This window comes from Erysipelothrix urinaevulpis (assembly GCF_009828835.1).
Lineage (GTDB): Bacteria > Bacillota_I > Bacilli_A > Erysipelotrichales > Erysipelotrichaceae > Erysipelothrix > Erysipelothrix urinaevulpis.
This window is the reverse complement of record NZ_WTTB01000001.1, coordinates 204,337-223,456: the sequence shown is the minus strand read 5'-3', so window position 1 is coordinate 223,456 and position 19,120 is coordinate 204,337. Positions and strand designations below refer to the sequence as shown.

The window sequence follows — 19,120 nt, the reverse complement described above, 5'->3', positions numbered from 1 at the left end:
CTATCTCCTTTTTATCGATTAATTGAACGTGCAGCGGATGCGACTGTATGACGCAATCCTCGAACTGCTTTCCCAAGTGCAAAAATATTCTCAACAGGTGCTAAACCTGAAAATCCTGCATCCCCAATATGATGAATATCAACACCACATATTTTACTTTGTAATGCCATTTGAGCAACTGTCTCAGGATCTGATCCCTCTTGGCTTGTTCCAATTGCTGCCATGACTAAACCATTATGTGTATGAACATAATCAACAATCTCTTTTAACTGTTGACTATCAAATCCAGGTACTGTTCCAACTGCTGGTACAAGAATTATATCTGCGCCTGCATTTAAGAATTCTTCAACTGTCGCAAGATCAATAACAGGTCCAACAACTCCTGCTCCATGCATCTTTCCAGCAATGATTAAACCACTGTACTCTTTTTTTGCCAATTTGATTGAATCAGTAATTCCTTTATTACTTACACCAGTTCCAGGATTCCCTGTAAAACATACAAAGTCTAAGCCAATTTTTTCAATTTCTTTGATGGTTTCAAGCGTTGCTTTACGCCCTTGAGATAATTCAAATCGTGACTCACTCATTTCAGCATCGTCATCCACCGGCTCTAAATTCACACCAATAGGACGTCCTACTAAACGATGTAACTCATCAACGAAATTTTCATCAGTATTAAGAGCAAATAAATCTGGATTAAAAACATCAACCCCATTCAATAAAATAAGATCTGCACCACATGCTTTCGCAATTTCTGAATTACTAATATCGCCCACAAATGTTTCTCTTGATGCATAGTTTTCAGATAAAATAACTCGGCCTTCACTTGCTTTTATACTTGCTTTTAACTCACTAGAACTCATGTTTAAAATGTCTGATGTATTTGCACTAATTAAACGTTTCATAAAACACACTCTTTTCTACTAACAACTACTTTACTTCAATTCCTTCTTCTTTCTTAAAGCTCTTTTCAACCATTGCAAAGAAAGGTAAATACAGACACACATCAACAATAATTAAAACAATTTGAAGAATTGATCCTGCAATACTTCCTGTCGTTAAAAACCCACTAATAATCGGCGGCATAGTCCAAGTTGCCACAGTTCTTGTTAAGGGTACTAAATGCGTAGCCATTGCAGCATAGGTAATTAAAGCATTAATCATTGGCGCTAAAATAAATGGAATAATTAACATTAAGTTTAAGACAACTGGCATACCAAACATTGTTGGTTCATTAATATTGAATAAACCGGGCACAACTGTAACAGGTGCTAATGTTTTGGTTCGCTTACTTGTGTTTTTCTTACGAGCATAATATGCAATCGCTAAAACTAAACCTAAAGTAGCTCCTCCACCACCAAGATAAACGAAGTTATCCATGAATGGTTCTGTAATAATATGTTGTAATGCTTCTCCAGCTTGGTATGCAACTCTATTGGCATCCAAGTTCGCAATCCAAACAGGCTTCATAATTGAGTTAACAACATGTCCACCATGGATTCCTAAGAACCAGAAGATACTGTTGAATGCAACCACAAACATTGTTCCAATAATATTATTTCCAAGCAATCCTAATGGTTTTCCCAATACAATCCCTGCAATATCATGCAAGTTAGGTAAACCAAACTTATCAAGAACGCCAAATACGATTAACCAAAGTGTAATAATAACGGCACCTGGTAAAATTGCACTAAAACTTTTTGAAACTGCTGGTGGTACTGTTTCAGGCATTTTAATTTGAATATCACGATCAATAAATGCTTGGTAAATCTTAGCACTGATAAGACCTAATATAATGGCGACAAATAAACCACGTGCACCAATTAAACCAACACTTATTCCAGCACCCGCTTCACCACTCACAAATGGAGTAACTAAAATGAATGATGACAATGATATAATTCCTGCCGATAAACCATCCACTTTATTATGTTCTGACAAACTATACGCAATTCCGAATGCAGATACTAAACCAACTAATCCAAAACTACTGTCGACACCTTTCCAAAGATACCCTGAAACACCAATTTCACCTAACCACGCTTCCCACCCTGGTACCGGGAAACTCGCAATAACCATAAAAATTGAACCAATGATAATCAACGGCATTGACATTGTGATACCATCACGAATCGCAACCAAATATTGATTATTTGCAAGTTTACCCGCAATTGGCATAATCTTCTCTTCTAATACTCTTCCTATATTATCCATATTCTCTCCTCCATTATTTATATTTTCTAAGTATACACGTGTATAAACAGCTGTTTTATATGTAGTTGATTGTTTTTTGTTATCAACTAAGTACATATTAAACGATTTATCTGCAGATGTAAAGCCTTTCATAAGTAATAGTTAAGAATTTTATCTTTTTTCGGTATATTTGCTTACATTTTATAATCAATAGTGTAGAATAAAGATAAAGAGGTGGAATAATGACATTAAGTAAAGCACGTAAAAATCAAGTTTCAAGAATATTAGATGCAATCTACGCTAATGGGCCAATGTCCAGAATTGATTTATCAAAAATGTTAAATATCACTCCAGCAACAATGAGTGATTTAACTCAAATCTTAATTGATCAACAATTTTTATATGAAATGGGCGAAGAAAACGGCCTTGAAAATCGAGCAGGACGTAAGAAAATACTACTCGATATAAAACAAACAGATACCTATTACCTTGGAGCCGAATTATTTGAGAATGGTTTAACTCTGTGTATAACAAATAATAAAGCGAATGTTGTCAATAAAAAAGAGCTTAGCGTCCCTATATTAGAACACCAAGCCGTTATTAACCAAATTCATTCCTATATCCAAGAAAATTCAAATTATACAATTCAAGCCATTGGCATCGCAATCCCTGGTCACTATGACAATTCATCTTCTTATATCTTGACTAACAATCCATTTTGGCAAGACTTTTCACTCAGCGAAATAAAGAACGCATTTAAAATCCCTGTTTTTTTCGAAAACAATGTGAACACTATGGCCATAAACGAACGCTTATTTGGAGAATTTAAAAATGATCCAAATTTCTTATTCATGCACTTTAGACGTGGTATGTTTAGTTCATACCTTTACAAAAGTGAAATATATGCTCGTAACAATTATTATGTCGGTGAAATAGGTCATATGGTCATTAACCCCGACGGCCCTCAATGCGAATGTGGAAAACATGGATGCTTACAAACCTACGCAAGCCAAACATGGATGATTCGAAAAGCACGCCTTATTTATGAAAGTAATACTCATACTTACCTCACAACCTTGGTAGAAAACGCTAAAGATATCACAATGAATATTATTATCCAAGCGTACCACCTTGGCGATACTGCTGTCATTCATATGGTTGATTTAGCCATTGATTACCTCGCGATTGCTATTAACAACGTAATTGTGAGTTTGGATGCTGAAATCATCTATCTTCATGCGGAACTATTCAACAACCAAGAGTTAGGATGGTTGCTACTCCACAAGATCGAACAACATGATTCAAAACTCTTACCAAGAGTATCAATTGAAAAAATTATTAAACCATACAAGAAAATAAATGGAGCAAAAGCTGCCTGCGCCCTAGCAATTCAAGGTCATATCTTAAGTTAATTCCTTAAACAATTAAATATTTTTACTAGACTACATACTCTCGAGTAATATTATTACGACAGAGTTTTTTCATATTTATGTATTGTAATAACCTCATCAGCAATTTTTACTAAGTCTTCATCATGAGTTACAACGACAAGTGTCTTCCCCTGACTTTGAAGGTACTTTAATAGGTTAAAAACAGTGTGCTTGTTTTCCTCATCAAGACTTCCAGTCGGCTCATCACATAAAACTATTTCACATGGTTTCAATAATAACCTCGCTATCGCAATACGTTGTTGCTCTCCACCAGAGCATTCAAATACTTTTTTATTTTCGAATCCTTTTAAACCAACTTTTTCAAGAGCGTCTACGATAAGTTTTTTCTTATTTTTGCTTTTCACATGCTCCAAAGCAATCATGAGATTATACTTGACACTTTTATTCTCTATGAGAGCAAAATTTTGAAAGAGATAACCTATTTCATTTCTTAAAATATCACTCGCATACTTAGAAAATGGTTTGACATTCTCATGTTGATTGATTCTTATACTTCCTTTGTCAGCACCATCCAATAATCCCATTATGTTTAAAACAGTACTCTTACCTGATCCTGAGGACCCTGTAATAACCGTAAAATTTCCTTCTCTAACAGATAGACTTAAGTCATGCAAAACCTCAACATTACCAAATGATTTATATATATTGTTTAACTCGATCATGAATGTTCTCCCTTCAATACAATGACTGACTTTCTTTCAAATTTTCTAAGTTGAAGATTTACCATTAACAAATCAAAACCTAAAATAACAACAAAGTACACACGAACAAAACTTGAACGAGCTAACATCAACCCATCAATTTCTTTTAATAAAAAGTGAATTGTTAACCTGGACGAAATAAAGATTGTTAAAGTGTGAATCATATATACTCTGAAAAACCTCTCAAACCGAGATAATCCGTGAAGATATTGAATTGTTAACTTCTTTCCATTGTTATTTAGGTAGAGACCCACCAGTAACTTCGAGTACACAAAGATAAGTAAAAACATAACAGACAGTTTCATTATTAACTCATAAACAGTTCGAGTTAATACTTTCTGGGAACTTTTTTGGATTGCTTCCAACTTTAAAACTTCAGGACTCGTTATTTCTTTGCTTACTTGTTCTATAAAACCATTTAAGTTTGTATGATTATCTTTTAGTGTATAGAGTGACATAAAACCAATCATCTCTAAGTCCTCATTCGTGGGCTTAAGGACAAGCCGGTATGATGGATTTTTTACTACACCCCCTGTAAAGAATGCTGTCGTAATTTGGGGAGTCTCATCAAGACAAATTGCATCAGAAGAAATATAAGGATTCTGACCTTGTTTGCTTGTGATATCAATAAAATCATTTTCTTGATTAGTAACTTGTATTTGAGGAAATAGAATTTGGAAAGCTACCTTATTAATTGCAATGGGAACTGGGGTATCAGGATTTTCCAAATTACGTGACACATCTTGAAAACTCATATACGCCACATCATTCTCAGTAGCAATTTTAAATAACTGTTGATTCATTCTATTCTCATCATCGTAGCTATACTCATATCCGTAATTAACTGATGATATTACTTGATCATAGTTTTGTGTCATATTACTTAATTCACGAAGATAAGATCTACGACCTAACACATCTTCACCATCTGAAACCAAAGGAATACTTAAAAATACTATCACCGCTATTTTTAAAATGTTATTACCGATGTATATTAAGGGAGATCGTCTATTCTTTTTTAAAGATAATCCTTTATTTGTCAGCCTTTGTATACACGCTAAACCAAAGATAAGAACTACAATACAAATCAAGAAAACAAAACTAACTTTTAATAATGTTAAAAAAAGACTTTTCAATAAAAGATAAGGTCCTTCATAAGTAATAAAAAAGAACAATATTAATGTTGATACAAAAACTAATAATGTTTGAACGATTAGCGGGAACACCAGTCTCAAGAAGATGATCCAATCGCTATTACCATGCATTTTTCGAACTACAATCTCTTTCTCATTTTGAATTTGCCGATATATTATAAGTGTAATTAATGAAATACAAGATACTAACATAATGAACAGTGGATAATTAACATCTTGATCAAACAAACTCCATTCAAAATTTCTAATATCAACTGGTGTTTCTGATGAAATATTTAATCCGCATATTCGATCGAAACTCGAAGCCTCTTCACAATTATAATACTTATTAAAGTAATCAGTTTCCAAATTCTTTTGAAATGCTAAAATCTCATCGAGTGGTACGTAAAAGTTCAGATTTATGATGAAGTCCTTTGCATTACCCACCATTTCATTTAAAACATCAATAGATTTATATTCAAGTTTATTTTTAAGGCCATCATAATAGATATCCCTATTAAATCGGAATGGTTGAATAATTTGAACATTTTCATTATCATAGTTTGTCATGAAGGGTTCTAAGTATTTCTCTTGAACCCGATTGTCATGCATGTTCCCTTTAATATACAGATGCGAATAAAGATTATCATTAGGTTTGACATAAAGTATGTCCACAGCTTCTTCATGACCGTCCGTCGCTCCAACACTAAGTACCGAAGCATCATATGGAATCTCGTTTAGATAGCTTGTAAGTTTTTCTACAAAATCTTCTTGCGAACCCTTAAATGTTTCAGTTGAAACAGATAAAGATACAACTCGCATATCATCCGTTCTATCTTGAGACGAAAAATCATATTCACTTAAATGATACTCTTGATTAAATGAACTCGAAATCATTTGAAATAAAAGTACCGCAACAATCATCGTTAAAACGAAATTTATTTTTTTCATTATAATCCCCCTAAAAGAGCGCAACGCGCTCTTTATATCAATACATAGGTCCTCCAAAGTATTTATGATACTGTACTTTTACACCATAATCAGTAATTTCCGTAGGCCCTGTTAACTGTCCACCACTACTCTTGACTTCTTTTCTTGTTGACATCTTTATGTAAACAGTTCCTCCACCTCCATTATGCCAAGTCGCCGATGTTTTTCCTTTATTTTTCTTTCCATTGTAACTAGCACGATATGAACCATACCTACCTGTTGTATGTGTATTTGATTTTAATTTTCCTTTGTCTGACTGAAAAGCAAAAATTGGTTTCATACCAAATAAAATAATTAGGACTGAGAAAACTATTCCAAATCTTTTTGATGTTTGACTACTTTTGATATTTTCACCTCCCTTTAACCATAATTATGAAAGGTTCTAATCTAATCCTAAAAGTTCTTATATATTATTATATTAGTCATAGTTTCGTCTGTTTAAATTATGCACTGAATGATTACAAAATATATTAAATTACTTGTGATAGTATTTTTAAAAGTTTTAGATTTGACAGCTAGCACTGTATAAATAAATCAGTTTGCTTAATAAAGATAATTTTTAGTAATCAATTTACTCTTTCTCAAATTATAACATGCTTGAGCATATGTGCATCTCCTAAAAATCCCTAACTTTCACTAACTAAAATACATTATTTAATGAATATACAAAAAAACTATCGAATAATCGATAGTTTACTTTACATTTGATGGTGGCCTCTCTCAGAATCGAACTGAGGACACACGGATCTTCAATCCGTTGCTCTACCAACTGAGCTAAGAGGCCATGGTTGCGGGGGCAGGATTTGAACCTACGACCTCCGGGTTATGAGCCCGACGAGCCACCAGACTGCTCCACCCCGCGATGTATTTGTTGCTAAGATATTATAACACATGTATAAATTAAATCAATAGTAATTTAAATGGCGGAGGAGGGGAGATTCGAACTCCCGCATGCGCGAACATCTGCTGGTTTTCAAGACCAGTCCCTTCAGCCACTTGGGTACTCCTCCAGATTAAATTGATGGTGGACCCTGTAGGACTCGAACCTACGACCAACCGGTTATGAGCCGGTAGCTCTAACCAACTGAGCTAAGGGTCCGCTCATTACGCCCTTAATTTAAATTTTTTATGGTAGCGGGAGTGAGGTTCGAACTCACGACCTCCCGGGTATGAACCGGACGCTCTGGCCAGCTGAGCTATCCCGCCAACTTTTTAAGGTTAACGTATCTAAATAAAAAAAATTAATGGTCGGGATGACAGGATTCGAACCTGCGACCCCCTGGTCCCAAACCAGGTGCACTACCAAGCTGTGCTACATCCCGAATATTAATGGCGCGCCCGAAAGGAGTCGAACCCTTAGCCTTTTGATCCGTAGTCAAACGCTCTATCCAATTGAGCTACGGGCGCATAATAAACCTCTTATAATAAATGGTGGGGATGAAGGGACTTGAACCCATACGAAGTTGCCTTCAACGGATTTTAAGTCCGTTGCGTCTACCAGATTCCGCCACATCCCCATATACATAATTGGAGGTTCCTGTCGGATTTGAACCGACGATCACAGAGTTGCAGTCTATTGCCTTACCACTTGGCTAAGGAACCGTTTCTCACTGTGCTTTATCATTATACAACATCAAAAATAAAATGCAAGAAAAAAACGGAAATATTTCCGTTTATTTTTTTTCTATACTTTTACACGTGTCCAAAGGTCAGTCATAAGTGCTTTTAAAGCCTCATCGTAGTGGAATTCTTCATCTTTTTCAAAGCCTAGACGCGTAACATATGAAGAGATTCCTTCATAAATACCACCATTTGTTGAAACTTCATCAATTGCCTCCTGAATTGGACTTGTATAGCCGACTTCAGTTGTATTAGCAATTGCTGTTTCCTTTTCTAACATAAAATTAATCCACTCATGCGCTAAATCAGGGTTCGGTGAATTTTTGGGAACTACTAATCCATCAATCCAATTATTAGTTCCTTGTTGTGGTTGGTAATAGTCCATGTCAGGATTTTCAGAAATAATCCACGTTGCATCTCCTGAATAAACGACTGCTAAATCTTTAATACCATTTCTCATGTTATCGATTGTGTCATCCATCGAATAAATAGGATTCATTGTTTCTAACATTTGAACCAACCACTCATACGCCTCATTTAATTCTTTTTCATCTGAGCTATTTGCTGAATAACCCAACGCTTTTAAAGCAATCATAAATGCATCACGTTCTGAATCATAGAAATAAAGACGATCTTTATATTTTGTATTAACAAGGATTTCCCATCCTTGAGATTCTAAATCTTTCATGTCTACATTATTCTTATTATAAAGAATACCAACATTTCCCCAAAAGTATGGAACACTGTATTCATTTTTAGGATCGAACTGTCTGTTTTTTAAACTTGGTAATACATTCTCATAATTTGGAATTTTTGAATAATCTAATTTTTGAATCATATCTTCTTCATGTAAACGTTGAATCATATAGTCTGATGGAACAAGCACATCATATTTTGACCCATCTTGAAGTTTATTATACATTTGTTCATTTGAATTATATTCTTCATAAATCACTTTAGCATTAAATTTATCTTCAAACTCACTGATAACATTTTTATCAATAAACTCTCCCCAACTATAGACCCTTAATTCTTGAACCTCTTTTTTTGATCCACATGCTGTTAAGACTAACAACAATGCAAGAACTCCTAATATTCTTTTTTTCATTGCACAACCACCTTTCTTTTATTTTTCTTAAATATTGGCGCTACATTTAAAATAATTAACGCAACAGTAATGACGGCAATAATAATTGTTGATAACGCATTAATTTTTGGATTGATACGTTTTGACATTGTATAAACAATGATTGAAATATTACTTACTCCCTTACCCGTTGAAAAGTAAGAAATTACAAAATCATCAAATGACATTGTAAAGGCAATTAAAGCCCCTGATATAATTGCTGCTTGTAATTGCGGTACAATTACCTTCGTTAATGCTTGATATGGGGTGGCCCCTAAATCCATCGCTGCATCCGCTAAACTTGGATCAAGTGACCTTAGTTTAGGTAATATTGTTAGAACGACGTAAGGGATACTAAAGGTAATATGAGCAATCAATAACGTTGTATAACCTTTCTCTAATCCTTTAATTGATACAAACAAAAGCATAAAACCTATGGCTGTCACAATTTCAGGATTCATGACCGGAATATTATTAATACTATTAAATACTTTCTTTACGATTTTTTTATGACTTGTTAAACCAATCGCTGTAATTGTCCCCACAACGGTTGATATTGCCGTAGAAATGAGTGCAATTGATAATGAAGTCTTCACAGCCTCCATAACCCTTCGATCACGCCATAATTCATGATACCAACGTGTCGAGAACCCCGACCATGCCGTTAAAGATCTAGAATCATTAAACGAAAATATAATTGTGATTAAAATCGGACCGTAAAAGAATAATAACATTAAGAACAGTGGTAAAACTGATTTAAATTTACGATGTTTTTTCATGCTATCCTCCTTTTCTTATTGATGGAAGATTCACGTTCCTCAAACTTATTTGCAAAGTGAAGTGACAACATCATAAGCAAGGCTAAGATTAACGATATCGCACTTCCAAAATGATAATCACCTACCGAGATAAATTGTGTTTCAATTAGGTTACCAATTAAAACATAAGACCCTCCTCCTAAAAACTGTGGAATAACGAAGGTCGAAATCGCTGGCAAGAAAACCAATGTAATACCTGAAATGACACCCGACAACGACAACGGAAAAATAACCTTTGTAAACGTTTCAAAACGATTTGCACCCAAATCATAACTTGCATCAATGATTGAATGATCCATTTTCGCAAGCACCGTATAGATTTGAATAATCATAAATGGCAAGAAGTTATAAACCATACCAACAATAACAGCAAAATCGGTGTACATCATTTTGACAGGACCTAAACCAAAAATCCCTAAAAAGTTATTAATAATTCCAACATCTGACAAGATGCTTATCCATGCATAAGTACGAACCATCATATTGATCCACATTGGAATCGTAACCAAAAGAATCAACAATGTCTGCATACGATCTGTTTGCTTAGAAATAATGTATGCAAGGGGGTATCCGATAATCAAGCAAATCACTGTTGTGATTGCAGCAATCTTCAACGAATTATAGAGAACTTTTAGAAATACCGGATCTAAAAACTTTTTAAAATTTGCGAAAGTAAATTCCAATGATATAACTGCATTACCTGATTGAGTAAAAGCATACAATGTAATGAGTAACATAGGTAACATAACAAAGATAGTCATCCATGTTAAGTACGGAAACACTAATGATTTATATGACTTCATCTTAGTAGGCCTCCAATACATCCATTACGTGAATATCCTCAGGTCCAAATTGAATATCAACGGTTTTTCCTTCTTCTTGAACATCTGTCGTATGAATTTTGAATTCTCTATGACTTGTTACTACAACAATCTCATAATGAACACCTTTGAATAGAACTGAATCAACAACTCCTTGTATGGTCCCTTTCCCAACTTCAACAATATCAATATCTTCAGGTCGAATCACAACATCAACCTCTTGATTTTCTTTAAAACCTTGATCAACACAAGCAAATTCTTGATCATCAAAGCTTACTTTAAAATCTTCAACCATGGTCGCTTCGATGATGTTAGAATCTCCAATAAACGTTGCAACAAATCGATTTTCCGGTTCGTTGTATACATCCATCGGACTTCCAATTTGTTGAATTTCACCTTCATTGAGCACAACAATCTTATCAGACATTGTTAATGCTTCTTCTTGATCATGGGTTACATAAATAAACGTGATACCAACATTTTCTTGAATTTCTTTTAATTCTTTTTGCATTTCTTTTCTTAATTTTAAATCAAGAGCCCCAAGCGGTTCATCTAACAATAAGACCATTGGTTCATTAACCAGCGCCCTTGCAATCGCAACACGTTGTTGTTGACCCCCAGATAGTAATGTTACTTCACGTTCCTCAAACCCTTCAAGACCAACTAATTTCAACATCTTACTTACTTTCTGATCAATGACTTCATCGCTTTCTTTTTTTATACGAAGTCCGAATGCTATATTCTCAAAAACATCCATATGTGGAAACAATGCATACCTTTGAAAGACTGTGTTAATTTCTCTTTTATAAGCAGGAACTGAGCTAATCTCAATCCCTTCAAAATATACTTCTCCAGAATTTTGTTCTAAAAATCCTCCCAAGATTCTAAGTAGCGTTGTCTTCCCACAACCTGAAGGTCCTAACAACGTCACAAACTCATTCTCAAATATTTCTAAATTTAAACTCTTTAGAACAATTTGATCATCAAAACTTTTAACAATATTTTTAAATTCAATTAACGCTTCCATCATAACTACCTCCTAAAAAATTGGTGGTGTTGATACCCATATTAATACAGCATCTTCACCCGTCTCATTTTTCAAATAATGTGATTTATTTCCTTCCAAGTAAAATGTTTCACCTTTTTCAATTGATAAACTCTCATCACCAAATGATAAAGTTAAGTGACCTTCTAAAATAAAACCAAACGCCTCACCTTCAAACGGATCAACACATTGCGATTGTGATCCACCCTTGATCCTCAACATAACTGGTTCCATCATATTCTTTTGTGCATTCGGTACAATCCATGTTGTAATGAGATCTTCTTGTTCATCAATAAAATAATCTTCTTCAGTAAATACAACCTGTTCTTCTTTATCAACGGTAAAGAAGGTTGCCAGATCTATTCCCAACGCTTCAACGATGTCATTGAGTGTTGAGATTGACGGTGAAGTCAAATCATTCTCTATTTGTGAGAGAAATCCTTTTGATAATTCGCAACGACTTGCTAATTCTTCTTGAGTCAAATCATTCATCACTCGATATTCTCGAAGCTTTTTTCCTATATCCATTCCATCACCTCGTTTAGTAAAAGTAAACTTATTAATTAGTATTGTAAAACTCAATATTTATTATACGTTTTTACAATGAAAAATCAAGACCTTTAATATATTTTTTTATTTTTCTATATTACCCACGAAATGATGATAAAAAAAGAACTACCACTGATACGTGATAGTTCTTTAAAATAGTTTAGTTATTAAGCAGATTTAATAAATTTTTCTAATTCAGGTTTTGGTAAAAATCCTGTTTGTCTTCCAACTGGTTTACCATCTTTGAATAGAATTAAGGTCGGAATTGACATAACATCGAAACGTTGTGCTAATTCACTTTCTTCGTCGACATTAACTTTAACAATTGCCGCTTCACCTTCGAGCTCTGTTGATAACTCTGACAAGATTGGTGAAATCATTTTACATGGTCCACACCAGTCTGCATAAAAATCAACTAAAACTACGCCATTTTCAATTTCTGTATTAAAATTATCTTTTGTAACATTTTTCATCGATACGTCCTCCTTTAACAAATACAATTATATCATACACTTTTTATTTTTTAACTCAAATGCTTGAACCTTTTGGAATTCTAAATTTAAGTCTATCGGGTGCAATAGAAATTGATATGTCATCATATTCAAATAATTCTCCATCACATCCCAACGTAATAAACGTCTCACTTTTCAATCGGACAGAAGAAACTTGTTGATAAGTAACTTCAGGAATATCAAGATGTTTTCCTCGATAATATTTAGGAACAAGTCCCCATATTCTTCTTAAAGGGATATCCTCAATTAAACAGACATCGAGCTTTTGATCATCTAATTGTGCAAGTGGAGCACTTTTGAAACCACCACCATACCATTTACCATTCATAAACGAACTAAGAATGATACGATGTTTCTCAATACTACCGTTAATTTCTACTTCAATTTCAATCGGCTTATATTTTACTAACTCTTTAAATGCTGCAAAGATATAGATAATTTTTCGTGGAAACAAAGGATGACGGATACTGTTTACATATTTATTAACTTCCGCATCCAAGCCAAGATTTGCACAATTTAGAAACTTACGACCATTGGCTAAACCAATATCTATTTCACGCACTTCACCTTCGATGGTATCAAATAAAACAGAGCGAAGATCTTTATCATATTGAATCATTTTCCAAAAATCATTTCCCGTACCGACAGGTATGACGGCCATCTCAACACCTTCATTAATACCGTTGAGAACTTCATGGGCTGTTCCATCACCACCAACAGCATACAGTATGACATCACCATGATACTCTTGAGCAACTTCGCTTGCATGCCCTATATATTCCGTGTAACGAATTTCATACTCTTCTTTTGAATCATAAAAATATTCCTCAATCCATGAGAGCACATCTCGATAACGACCAACCCCTGATGCAGGGTTAATTATAAACACATGTTTTTTCATATACCAGAACCTCATCTTTTTTATCATTATGAATGAAGCCTTTGATAAATTTCAAGCTAAGAATTAATCTTCCACCTGAACATTTCTATTCTCAAGACGATTCACTTCAAACACAATATTTATACTACCATTAATTGTATGTGTTCCCACAACACTTTGACTCAATATTATACCATCTTCAACTTCTTCATTGCTTAATTCTTTAATTTGATACTTAACAATATCTTCTTTTAAACCACTAATCCATGCACTAATTTCATCTCTTCCACGTCCTACCATATTCGGTATCTCAATGGTTCTTCCAGTGGGTTCACTGACCTCGACTTCTTTTTTCTTAACGCCATATCTGATATAGACTTCGCTTGGTCGAGACGACATGGTACTGGAAGTAGGATTTTGACTGAGAAGTCCTGTTGTTGATCCCTCAACTTCTTCTACCCTAATTGCAATACCTCGATTATTCCCCCATGATTTAATTTCATCCAATGCCCAACCACTAAAATCAGGCATCTCAAATAAACTATCTGAACCCAATGTACTCTCTGAAGCACCAGCCATATCAGGATCTGCTAAAACTAATTTATATGGCTCTTTAAATGAAAAGTTAAAGAACTTATCGTCATTTCGACTTATTTCCTTCTTAAGATTTCCATTGATAAGCTCATTGGATTGACGGATATCTTTTGTATACGGCATAACAACTGACATGCCATTAATTGTTGGGGTTGTTCCTGCAACTTGCGACTGCACAATTCTAAATGTTTCAATTCCATCAACAGGTGATACATTCATCTGTTCAATTGAATAACCCATCAGTGCAGAAATACTTTGAATCGGAATATTCATAACAATATTATCTTTCGCAACATCCAAGACATCGAGTAAGGTATCAACATTTCGTGTTGATAATATTTTTGTTGCTAATTCTTTAATAACATATTGTTGATTTAATTGACGATCAAAATCTCCATTGGGCATATGAACTCGTTCACGAGCAAACGTAATGGCTTCTTTTCCATTCATAACATATTTACCCTTTTCAACTTTAATTTGTTCATATTTACCAACTTCACCTTCAATCGGTAAACTTCCACTAAAACTCACAGGCGACTCTAACTCTAAACCACCTAAGGTATCAACAATTTTAACCAACGCATAGAAATCAGTTTCAAAATAAAAATCAATTTCAATATCTAAGAAATCTTCAATTGTATCAATGAGACACTGACGACTAACACCCCGTGAGTGATTCAACTTATCTGACGATCCACTCGCATAACATGCAATCGGCACATATGAATCTCGAGCGAGACTTGTCATCGTTACTTTCAAGGTTTTAGGATTAAAGGTCGCAACAATAATTGAGTCAGATAAGCCCTCATTATTCCCTAGCATTAAAACAGAGAAGGGGTCATTGAGCACATCAACATCACTCACATCCTCGTCTTGTTTTTGACTAAAGGTTAAAAGAACGACAGAGTCTTTGAATAATGTTTCATCCGCTGGACTATTCAACAATTTTCTAAAATCTTTGGGCACCAACATTAAGTCATACTCTTGAGCACGTGCAGCAAGCAACAACTCTCTATAAGAATCATAGCTTATATATTCAACATTCTCGGAATACGTTGCAACTTTATCCTGGACCTCTTTCTTGAATTCAGGATTGATATTATCAACAATTGCAATCTTTTGGTTATGGAGATCTTTCAGTGTGGTTTTTCCATCAACACTTACCAAAGAAAATTCAAGTTCTTCAACGCCCATATCATTGATAATTTTATCAATCGAGGAGTTCCCACGATAGATGTACCATGTCCCAAGTCCCAAAACAATCGTTAGAACAAACGACAATAAGACAAACATAACTCTAAACGATTTCTTTCGTTTCACATAACCAATCAAGAATAACATATTTATAATGAGTGTTACGAGTATCGCGATTAAAACACCAATGAAATAATAACGACTATAAATTTTACTGTAACGATTTAACATTGAAATAATTGCCACAACAAAAACATTGGTTGCAACAGCAAGAACTATACCAGCTAAGGGTGAGTTAAAGACACTATTCTTCGTTTTCTTCATTAATGTTTACCTCCACCACAGAAATTAGCCCCTGTTCATTTTCAACGACCGTAATAAATGCATGACTTTGAAATTCATCGGTATCAAGAATTGAACCGCTTTTATATTTCCACGAAGCGTCAACACTATACGCAACAACTTCTTTTTCATCCATCATAATGCTTGTTGTTTCAGTGGATGTATCAATCATCTCAACTTCCAACGTCTTTTCAATTTCCTCTGTATCTAAATAGTAGCGAACATCATTGTAAAAGGTATCCAGCGATTTCGCATAGACCCATGACCGTATGTCCTTCGATACATAACCCAAACCACCAACATCATTAAAGCGAATTTTATTGGACCAGGTATAATAATCGGCAATATAATTTTTACTGACTAATTCAGCAATTTTCACTTTGTCCTGTGGTTCTTCTTTTAACGCGGCTTTAAGTTCTGCATGGATTGTCTTTTGATAATCTGTTGCATTCTTTCTTAAAGGGTAATCTTCATTCGTATTGACTTGCAAGGTGTCACTCTTTGCCATGTCGACATAAGCGCCATAAGCAAAAAAACCTCCTACCCCTATAACGACGATAGAGAGTAGAACTATAAAATAGGTAAAAAATTTACTTTGATCTTTCATTTGACACTTCCTTAACTTATAGAGTAATTTTACCACAAAGCTTCGATTATATTAACTATAAATAAAAACATGTTTAGGATATACTATATTTAAAGGTGAAGATTAAACATGAACATTCAAATTATTTCAGATATCCACGGCAATAAAGACTCTTTACTCGACGCTTTAAAGTGCCCCTACCCCATTGATGCATATATTTTTGTCGGTGATTTCCTCTACCATGGACCACGTAATCAAATATTAGAGCAGTACAACCCAAGTGAAACTTCCGATATTTTGAACAACATCAATAAACCTGTAATTGCTGTAAGAGGTAATTGTGATGCTGAAGTCGACCAAATGCTTCTCAACTTTCCAATGATGAGCGATTCTCAGTATTTCCACTCTAACCAACAGTTGATATTTATTACTCACGGTCATTTATATCAGCCAAACGACGATATACGTGAACGTCATGCAAATATCTACATTAGTGGACATACACATATTCCAGTGTTGGAAAAAACAAACTTTGGTATTCTTTTCAATCCAGGCTCCATCAGCCTACCTAAAGAAAACAATAAGCCAAGTTATGGCCTTATCCACAATGGCCAATTATCGTTAATAGACCTTGAAAGTCACACACCTTTACAATCAATTAAATTATAAAAATATGACCTCCAAGTGGAGGTCATATTTTTATAATGTTACTTCTAATTTATTTTCCCACAACCACAATGTTCCAAACACAAAGGCTGATATCAATAAAATCTGATACATGAACACCCAAAAGAAATCAAAAATATGAATTCGAGTTGTTCCATCGAGCATACCTTGGTAACTAAAACGAGAAAGCACTGAGAAAAAGTTTGCCTCAAATATTCCTGATAGTTGACCAATAACCATCATTGTGATTAAAACAATTGCGAACGTCACAATCCCACGATTTTTACGGATAAAGCTTGAATTAGCTAAACTACCAGCAAATAAAATAACCATGGATCCCATCAATGCATCCAAAATCACATTGAAGAAGAATGAAATATAGATTCCAGGCTGAACATTTTCAAAGAATATTTTCAAGCCTTCACCTAGACCCGCTAAAATTTCAAAGAAATTGAATCCCGTTGATGTCACGATGATTAACATTGAAATCAACACACCGATACTAACTAAAACATTCCAAATAATAGATGTAATTATTTTCGATACAAGAATTTGCCAAGTTTTTACAGGTAATGTAAATAAACGATAAGCTTTTTCCTTATATAAACTTGTATAAAGGACGTAAATGCTTGCTTTAATTGACATTACGGTCACAGCAACCATTAAACCAAATAAAACAATGCTTAGAAGCGATGTAATCAGTGATAACACACTATTAGGATCTTGAGAAATAATCATCAAAGAAATTGAGATTAATGTCCCTAATAAGATAAGACCAAAGACAGGCAAGTATGCACGACTCGAGTCAATCAAATCATGTTTTATTAATTTTCCTACCATTTGAATTCCTCCCTAAACACTCCATCCACTGACATTCCTCGTTCCTCACGAAGATCATCACAGTTTTGATGTAACACAACTGAACCTTCTTTTAAGAAAATGACTTCTTCTAATACTGGTTCAATATCTTGAATTAAATGTGTTGATATTAATAACAACGCATCCTTTGTATATGTTTCAATAATTGTTTCAATAATTGAATCACGGGATGCAGGGTCTACACCAGCAATGGGCTCATCAAGAACATACACATCCGCTTTACGTGAAAGGCACAGTGCTAATTGAAATTTTTCTCTCATCCCCTTAGACATTTGGCCTACTGGCATTCTGCCATCTAACTTCATCTTAATAAACAAATCTTCTAATAAAGCCATATCAAAATCAGCATACATATCTTTATAAAGTGATGAAATTTTTTGTGCCGTCATATTCGAATCGAGATATTCAACATCAGGCAAATATGAAACAACAGCTTTGGTTTCTGCACCAATCTTTTTATCGTTGATTTTGACTTCCCCTTTGAAATCCTTTAATAAACCAACAATGATTTTAATAAGTGTCGTTTTACCTGCACCGTTTGGTCCACATAAGCCAACAATTTTTCCAGGTTCTAATTCTAAATTAATATTCGTTAACACACGCTTCTTCCCATAGTGCATATTAACATTCTTTATTTCTAATATGTTATTCATGATTCGTTTCCTCCCAGACATCTTGAATCAGTGTCATTGTCTCAGAAAATGATAAGCCCAGCATTGTTGCTTGTTGTAATACAATTTTTCCGATGTCATGACCTAACTTGTCTCTTAATTTAACAATCATCTCTTCATCTTCTGTAACAAATTTACCATTCGTTCTATCGGTAAATATTAACTGGTCTCTTTCAAGTTCGTTCAATGCTTTTTGGACTGTATTCGGATTGACTTTAAATGACACAGCCAATGACCTAATTGACTCTATACGCTGTCCTGCTATCATTCTTCCCGATGCAATCTCATGTTCAAAGTAATCAATAATTTGACGGTATACAGCTACCGAACTTTGTTTTTGAAGCATTGC

At 34.3% G+C, this 19,120-nt stretch carries 19 protein-coding genes and 9 tRNA genes; 2 read left to right on the top strand and 26 right to left on the bottom strand.

The genetic code is table 11. The features are described from left to right. Positions 1–11: 11 nt before the first annotated feature. Both GVV10_RS01185 and GVV10_RS01180 read right to left on the bottom strand, forming a co-directional pair. Positions 12–905 (bottom strand): DUF7916 family protein, encoded by an 894-nt coding sequence (locus GVV10_RS01185; RefSeq protein ID WP_159518692.1) that lies wholly within the window; start codon positions 903–905, stop codon positions 12–14. Positions 906–930: 25 nt separating this feature from the next. Continuing rightward, a complete protein-coding gene (locus tag GVV10_RS01180) occupies positions 931–2,214 on the bottom strand; it encodes a PTS sugar transporter subunit IIC (protein ID WP_159519071.1) in 1,284 nt (427 codons plus the stop codon). A gap of 221 nt (positions 2,215–2,435) precedes the next feature. On the opposite strand from GVV10_RS01180, the gene GVV10_RS01175 reads away from it, so the two are divergent. Continuing rightward, a complete protein-coding gene (locus GVV10_RS01175) occupies positions 2,436–3,605 on the top strand; it encodes an ROK family transcriptional regulator (RefSeq protein ID WP_159518690.1) in 1,170 nt (389 codons plus the stop codon). A 53-nt stretch (positions 3,606–3,658) separates the two neighbouring features. Here GVV10_RS01175 and GVV10_RS01170 read toward each other — a convergent pair whose 3' ends face one another. The 21 genes from GVV10_RS01170 to GVV10_RS01070 form a co-directional block, all read right to left on the bottom strand. After that, complete coding sequence (locus GVV10_RS01170; protein ID WP_159518687.1) at positions 3,659–4,306, bottom strand: ATP-binding cassette domain-containing protein; 648 nt, start codon at positions 4,304–4,306, stop codon at positions 3,659–3,661. Beyond that, complete coding sequence (locus GVV10_RS01165; RefSeq protein ID WP_159518685.1) at positions 4,303–6,429, bottom strand: hypothetical protein; 2,127 nt, start codon at positions 6,427–6,429, stop codon at positions 4,303–4,305. Before GVV10_RS01165 ends, GVV10_RS01170 begins: the two co-directional genes overlap by 4 nt. A 37-nt stretch (positions 6,430–6,466) precedes the next feature. Further along, a complete protein-coding gene (locus GVV10_RS01160; RefSeq protein WP_159518683.1) occupies positions 6,467–6,748 on the bottom strand; it encodes a hypothetical protein in 282 nt (93 codons plus the stop codon). A 428-nt stretch (positions 6,749–7,176) separates the two neighbouring features. Further along, positions 7,177–7,252, bottom strand: a tRNA-Phe gene (locus GVV10_RS01155). 1 nt (position 7,253) lies between these two features. Next, positions 7,254–7,330 (bottom strand) — tRNA-Met (locus tag GVV10_RS01150). 59 nt (positions 7,331–7,389) lie between these two features. After that, positions 7,390–7,478, bottom strand: a tRNA-Ser gene (locus tag GVV10_RS01145). 12 nt (positions 7,479–7,490) lie between these two features. After that, positions 7,491–7,567: transfer RNA gene (locus GVV10_RS01140), tRNA-Ile, on the bottom strand. A 30-nt stretch (positions 7,568–7,597) separates the two neighbouring features. Further along, positions 7,598–7,674 (bottom strand) — tRNA-Met (locus tag GVV10_RS01135). A gap of 39 nt (positions 7,675–7,713) precedes the next feature. Then, a tRNA-Pro gene (locus GVV10_RS01130) sits at positions 7,714–7,790 on the bottom strand. An 8-nt stretch (positions 7,791–7,798) separates the two neighbouring features. Continuing rightward, positions 7,799–7,875: transfer RNA gene (locus tag GVV10_RS01125), tRNA-Arg, on the bottom strand. 22 nt (positions 7,876–7,897) lie between these two features. Continuing rightward, positions 7,898–7,985, bottom strand: a tRNA-Leu gene (locus tag GVV10_RS01120). 11 nt (positions 7,986–7,996) lie between these two features. Beyond that, positions 7,997–8,070: transfer RNA gene (locus GVV10_RS01115), tRNA-Cys, on the bottom strand. 82 nt (positions 8,071–8,152) lie between these two features. Then, positions 8,153–9,196, bottom strand: coding sequence for an ABC transporter substrate-binding protein (locus tag GVV10_RS01110; RefSeq protein WP_159518681.1), 1,044 nt, complete (start codon positions 9,194–9,196; stop codon positions 8,153–8,155). Continuing rightward, the gene (locus GVV10_RS01105) at positions 9,193–9,993 is read right to left on the bottom strand and encodes an ABC transporter permease (protein ID WP_159518679.1); all 801 of its coding nucleotides are present in this window, start codon (positions 9,991–9,993) and stop codon (positions 9,193–9,195) included. The genes GVV10_RS01110 and GVV10_RS01105 overlap by 4 nt, the downstream gene beginning before the upstream one ends. After that, positions 9,990–10,835: an ABC transporter permease gene (locus tag GVV10_RS01100; protein WP_159518677.1), complete on the bottom strand. Its 846-nt coding sequence runs from the start codon at positions 10,833–10,835 to the stop codon at positions 9,990–9,992. Before GVV10_RS01100 ends, GVV10_RS01105 begins: the two co-directional genes overlap by 4 nt. 1 nt (position 10,836) lies before the next feature. Then, entirely contained in the window at positions 10,837–11,880 is a 1,044-nt protein-coding gene (gene potA / locus GVV10_RS01095) for a spermidine/putrescine ABC transporter ATP-binding protein (protein WP_159519069.1), read from the bottom strand. A 12-nt stretch (positions 11,881–11,892) separates the two neighbouring features. Then, positions 11,893–12,426, bottom strand: coding sequence for a helix-turn-helix domain-containing protein (locus tag GVV10_RS01090; RefSeq protein WP_159518674.1), 534 nt, complete (start codon positions 12,424–12,426; stop codon positions 11,893–11,895). 188 nt (positions 12,427–12,614) lie between these two features. After that, positions 12,615–12,920, bottom strand: coding sequence for a thioredoxin (trxA, locus tag GVV10_RS01085; protein ID WP_159518672.1), 306 nt, complete (start codon positions 12,918–12,920; stop codon positions 12,615–12,617). A gap of 55 nt (positions 12,921–12,975) precedes the next feature. Next, positions 12,976–13,860, bottom strand: a complete 885-nt coding sequence (locus GVV10_RS01080) for a diacylglycerol/lipid kinase family protein (protein WP_159518670.1) — start codon at positions 13,858–13,860, stop codon at positions 12,976–12,978. A gap of 63 nt (positions 13,861–13,923) precedes the next feature. Beyond that, positions 13,924–15,951, bottom strand: a complete 2,028-nt coding sequence (locus GVV10_RS01075) for an LCP family glycopolymer transferase (RefSeq protein WP_159518668.1) — start codon at positions 15,949–15,951, stop codon at positions 13,924–13,926. Then, positions 15,932–16,576 (bottom strand): hypothetical protein, encoded by a 645-nt coding sequence (locus tag GVV10_RS01070; RefSeq protein WP_159518666.1) that lies wholly within the window; start codon positions 16,574–16,576, stop codon positions 15,932–15,934. Before GVV10_RS01070 ends, GVV10_RS01075 begins: the two co-directional genes overlap by 20 nt. 108 nt (positions 16,577–16,684) lie before the next feature. Here GVV10_RS01070 and yfcE point away from each other — a divergent pair, with 108 nt between their 5' ends. Continuing rightward, positions 16,685–17,224 carry a phosphodiesterase gene (yfcE, locus tag GVV10_RS01065; protein ID WP_159518664.1) on the top strand — a complete coding sequence of 180 codons (540 nt, stop codon included), beginning with the start codon at positions 16,685–16,687 and terminating at the stop codon, positions 17,222–17,224. Between the two features lie 30 nt (positions 17,225–17,254). Here the strand turns inward: yfcE and GVV10_RS01060 are convergent, their stop codons facing one another. Genes GVV10_RS01060 through GVV10_RS01050 form a run of 3 tightly spaced genes read right to left on the bottom strand, consistent with a single transcriptional unit; the run spans position 17,255 to position 19,117 of the window. Continuing rightward, positions 17,255–18,061 carry a hypothetical protein gene (locus GVV10_RS01060; protein ID WP_159518662.1) on the bottom strand — a complete coding sequence of 269 codons (807 nt, stop codon included), beginning with the start codon at positions 18,059–18,061 and terminating at the stop codon, positions 17,255–17,257. Beyond that, positions 18,055–18,753 carry an ABC transporter ATP-binding protein gene (locus GVV10_RS01055; RefSeq protein WP_159518659.1) on the bottom strand — a complete coding sequence of 233 codons (699 nt, stop codon included), beginning with the start codon at positions 18,751–18,753 and terminating at the stop codon, positions 18,055–18,057. The genes GVV10_RS01060 and GVV10_RS01055 overlap by 7 nt, the downstream gene beginning before the upstream one ends. Continuing rightward, the gene (locus GVV10_RS01050; protein ID WP_159518657.1) at positions 18,746–19,117 is read right to left on the bottom strand and encodes a GntR family transcriptional regulator; all 372 of its coding nucleotides are present in this window, start codon (positions 19,115–19,117) and stop codon (positions 18,746–18,748) included. The genes GVV10_RS01055 and GVV10_RS01050 overlap by 8 nt, the downstream gene beginning before the upstream one ends. Positions 19,118–19,120: the final 3 nt, after the last annotated feature.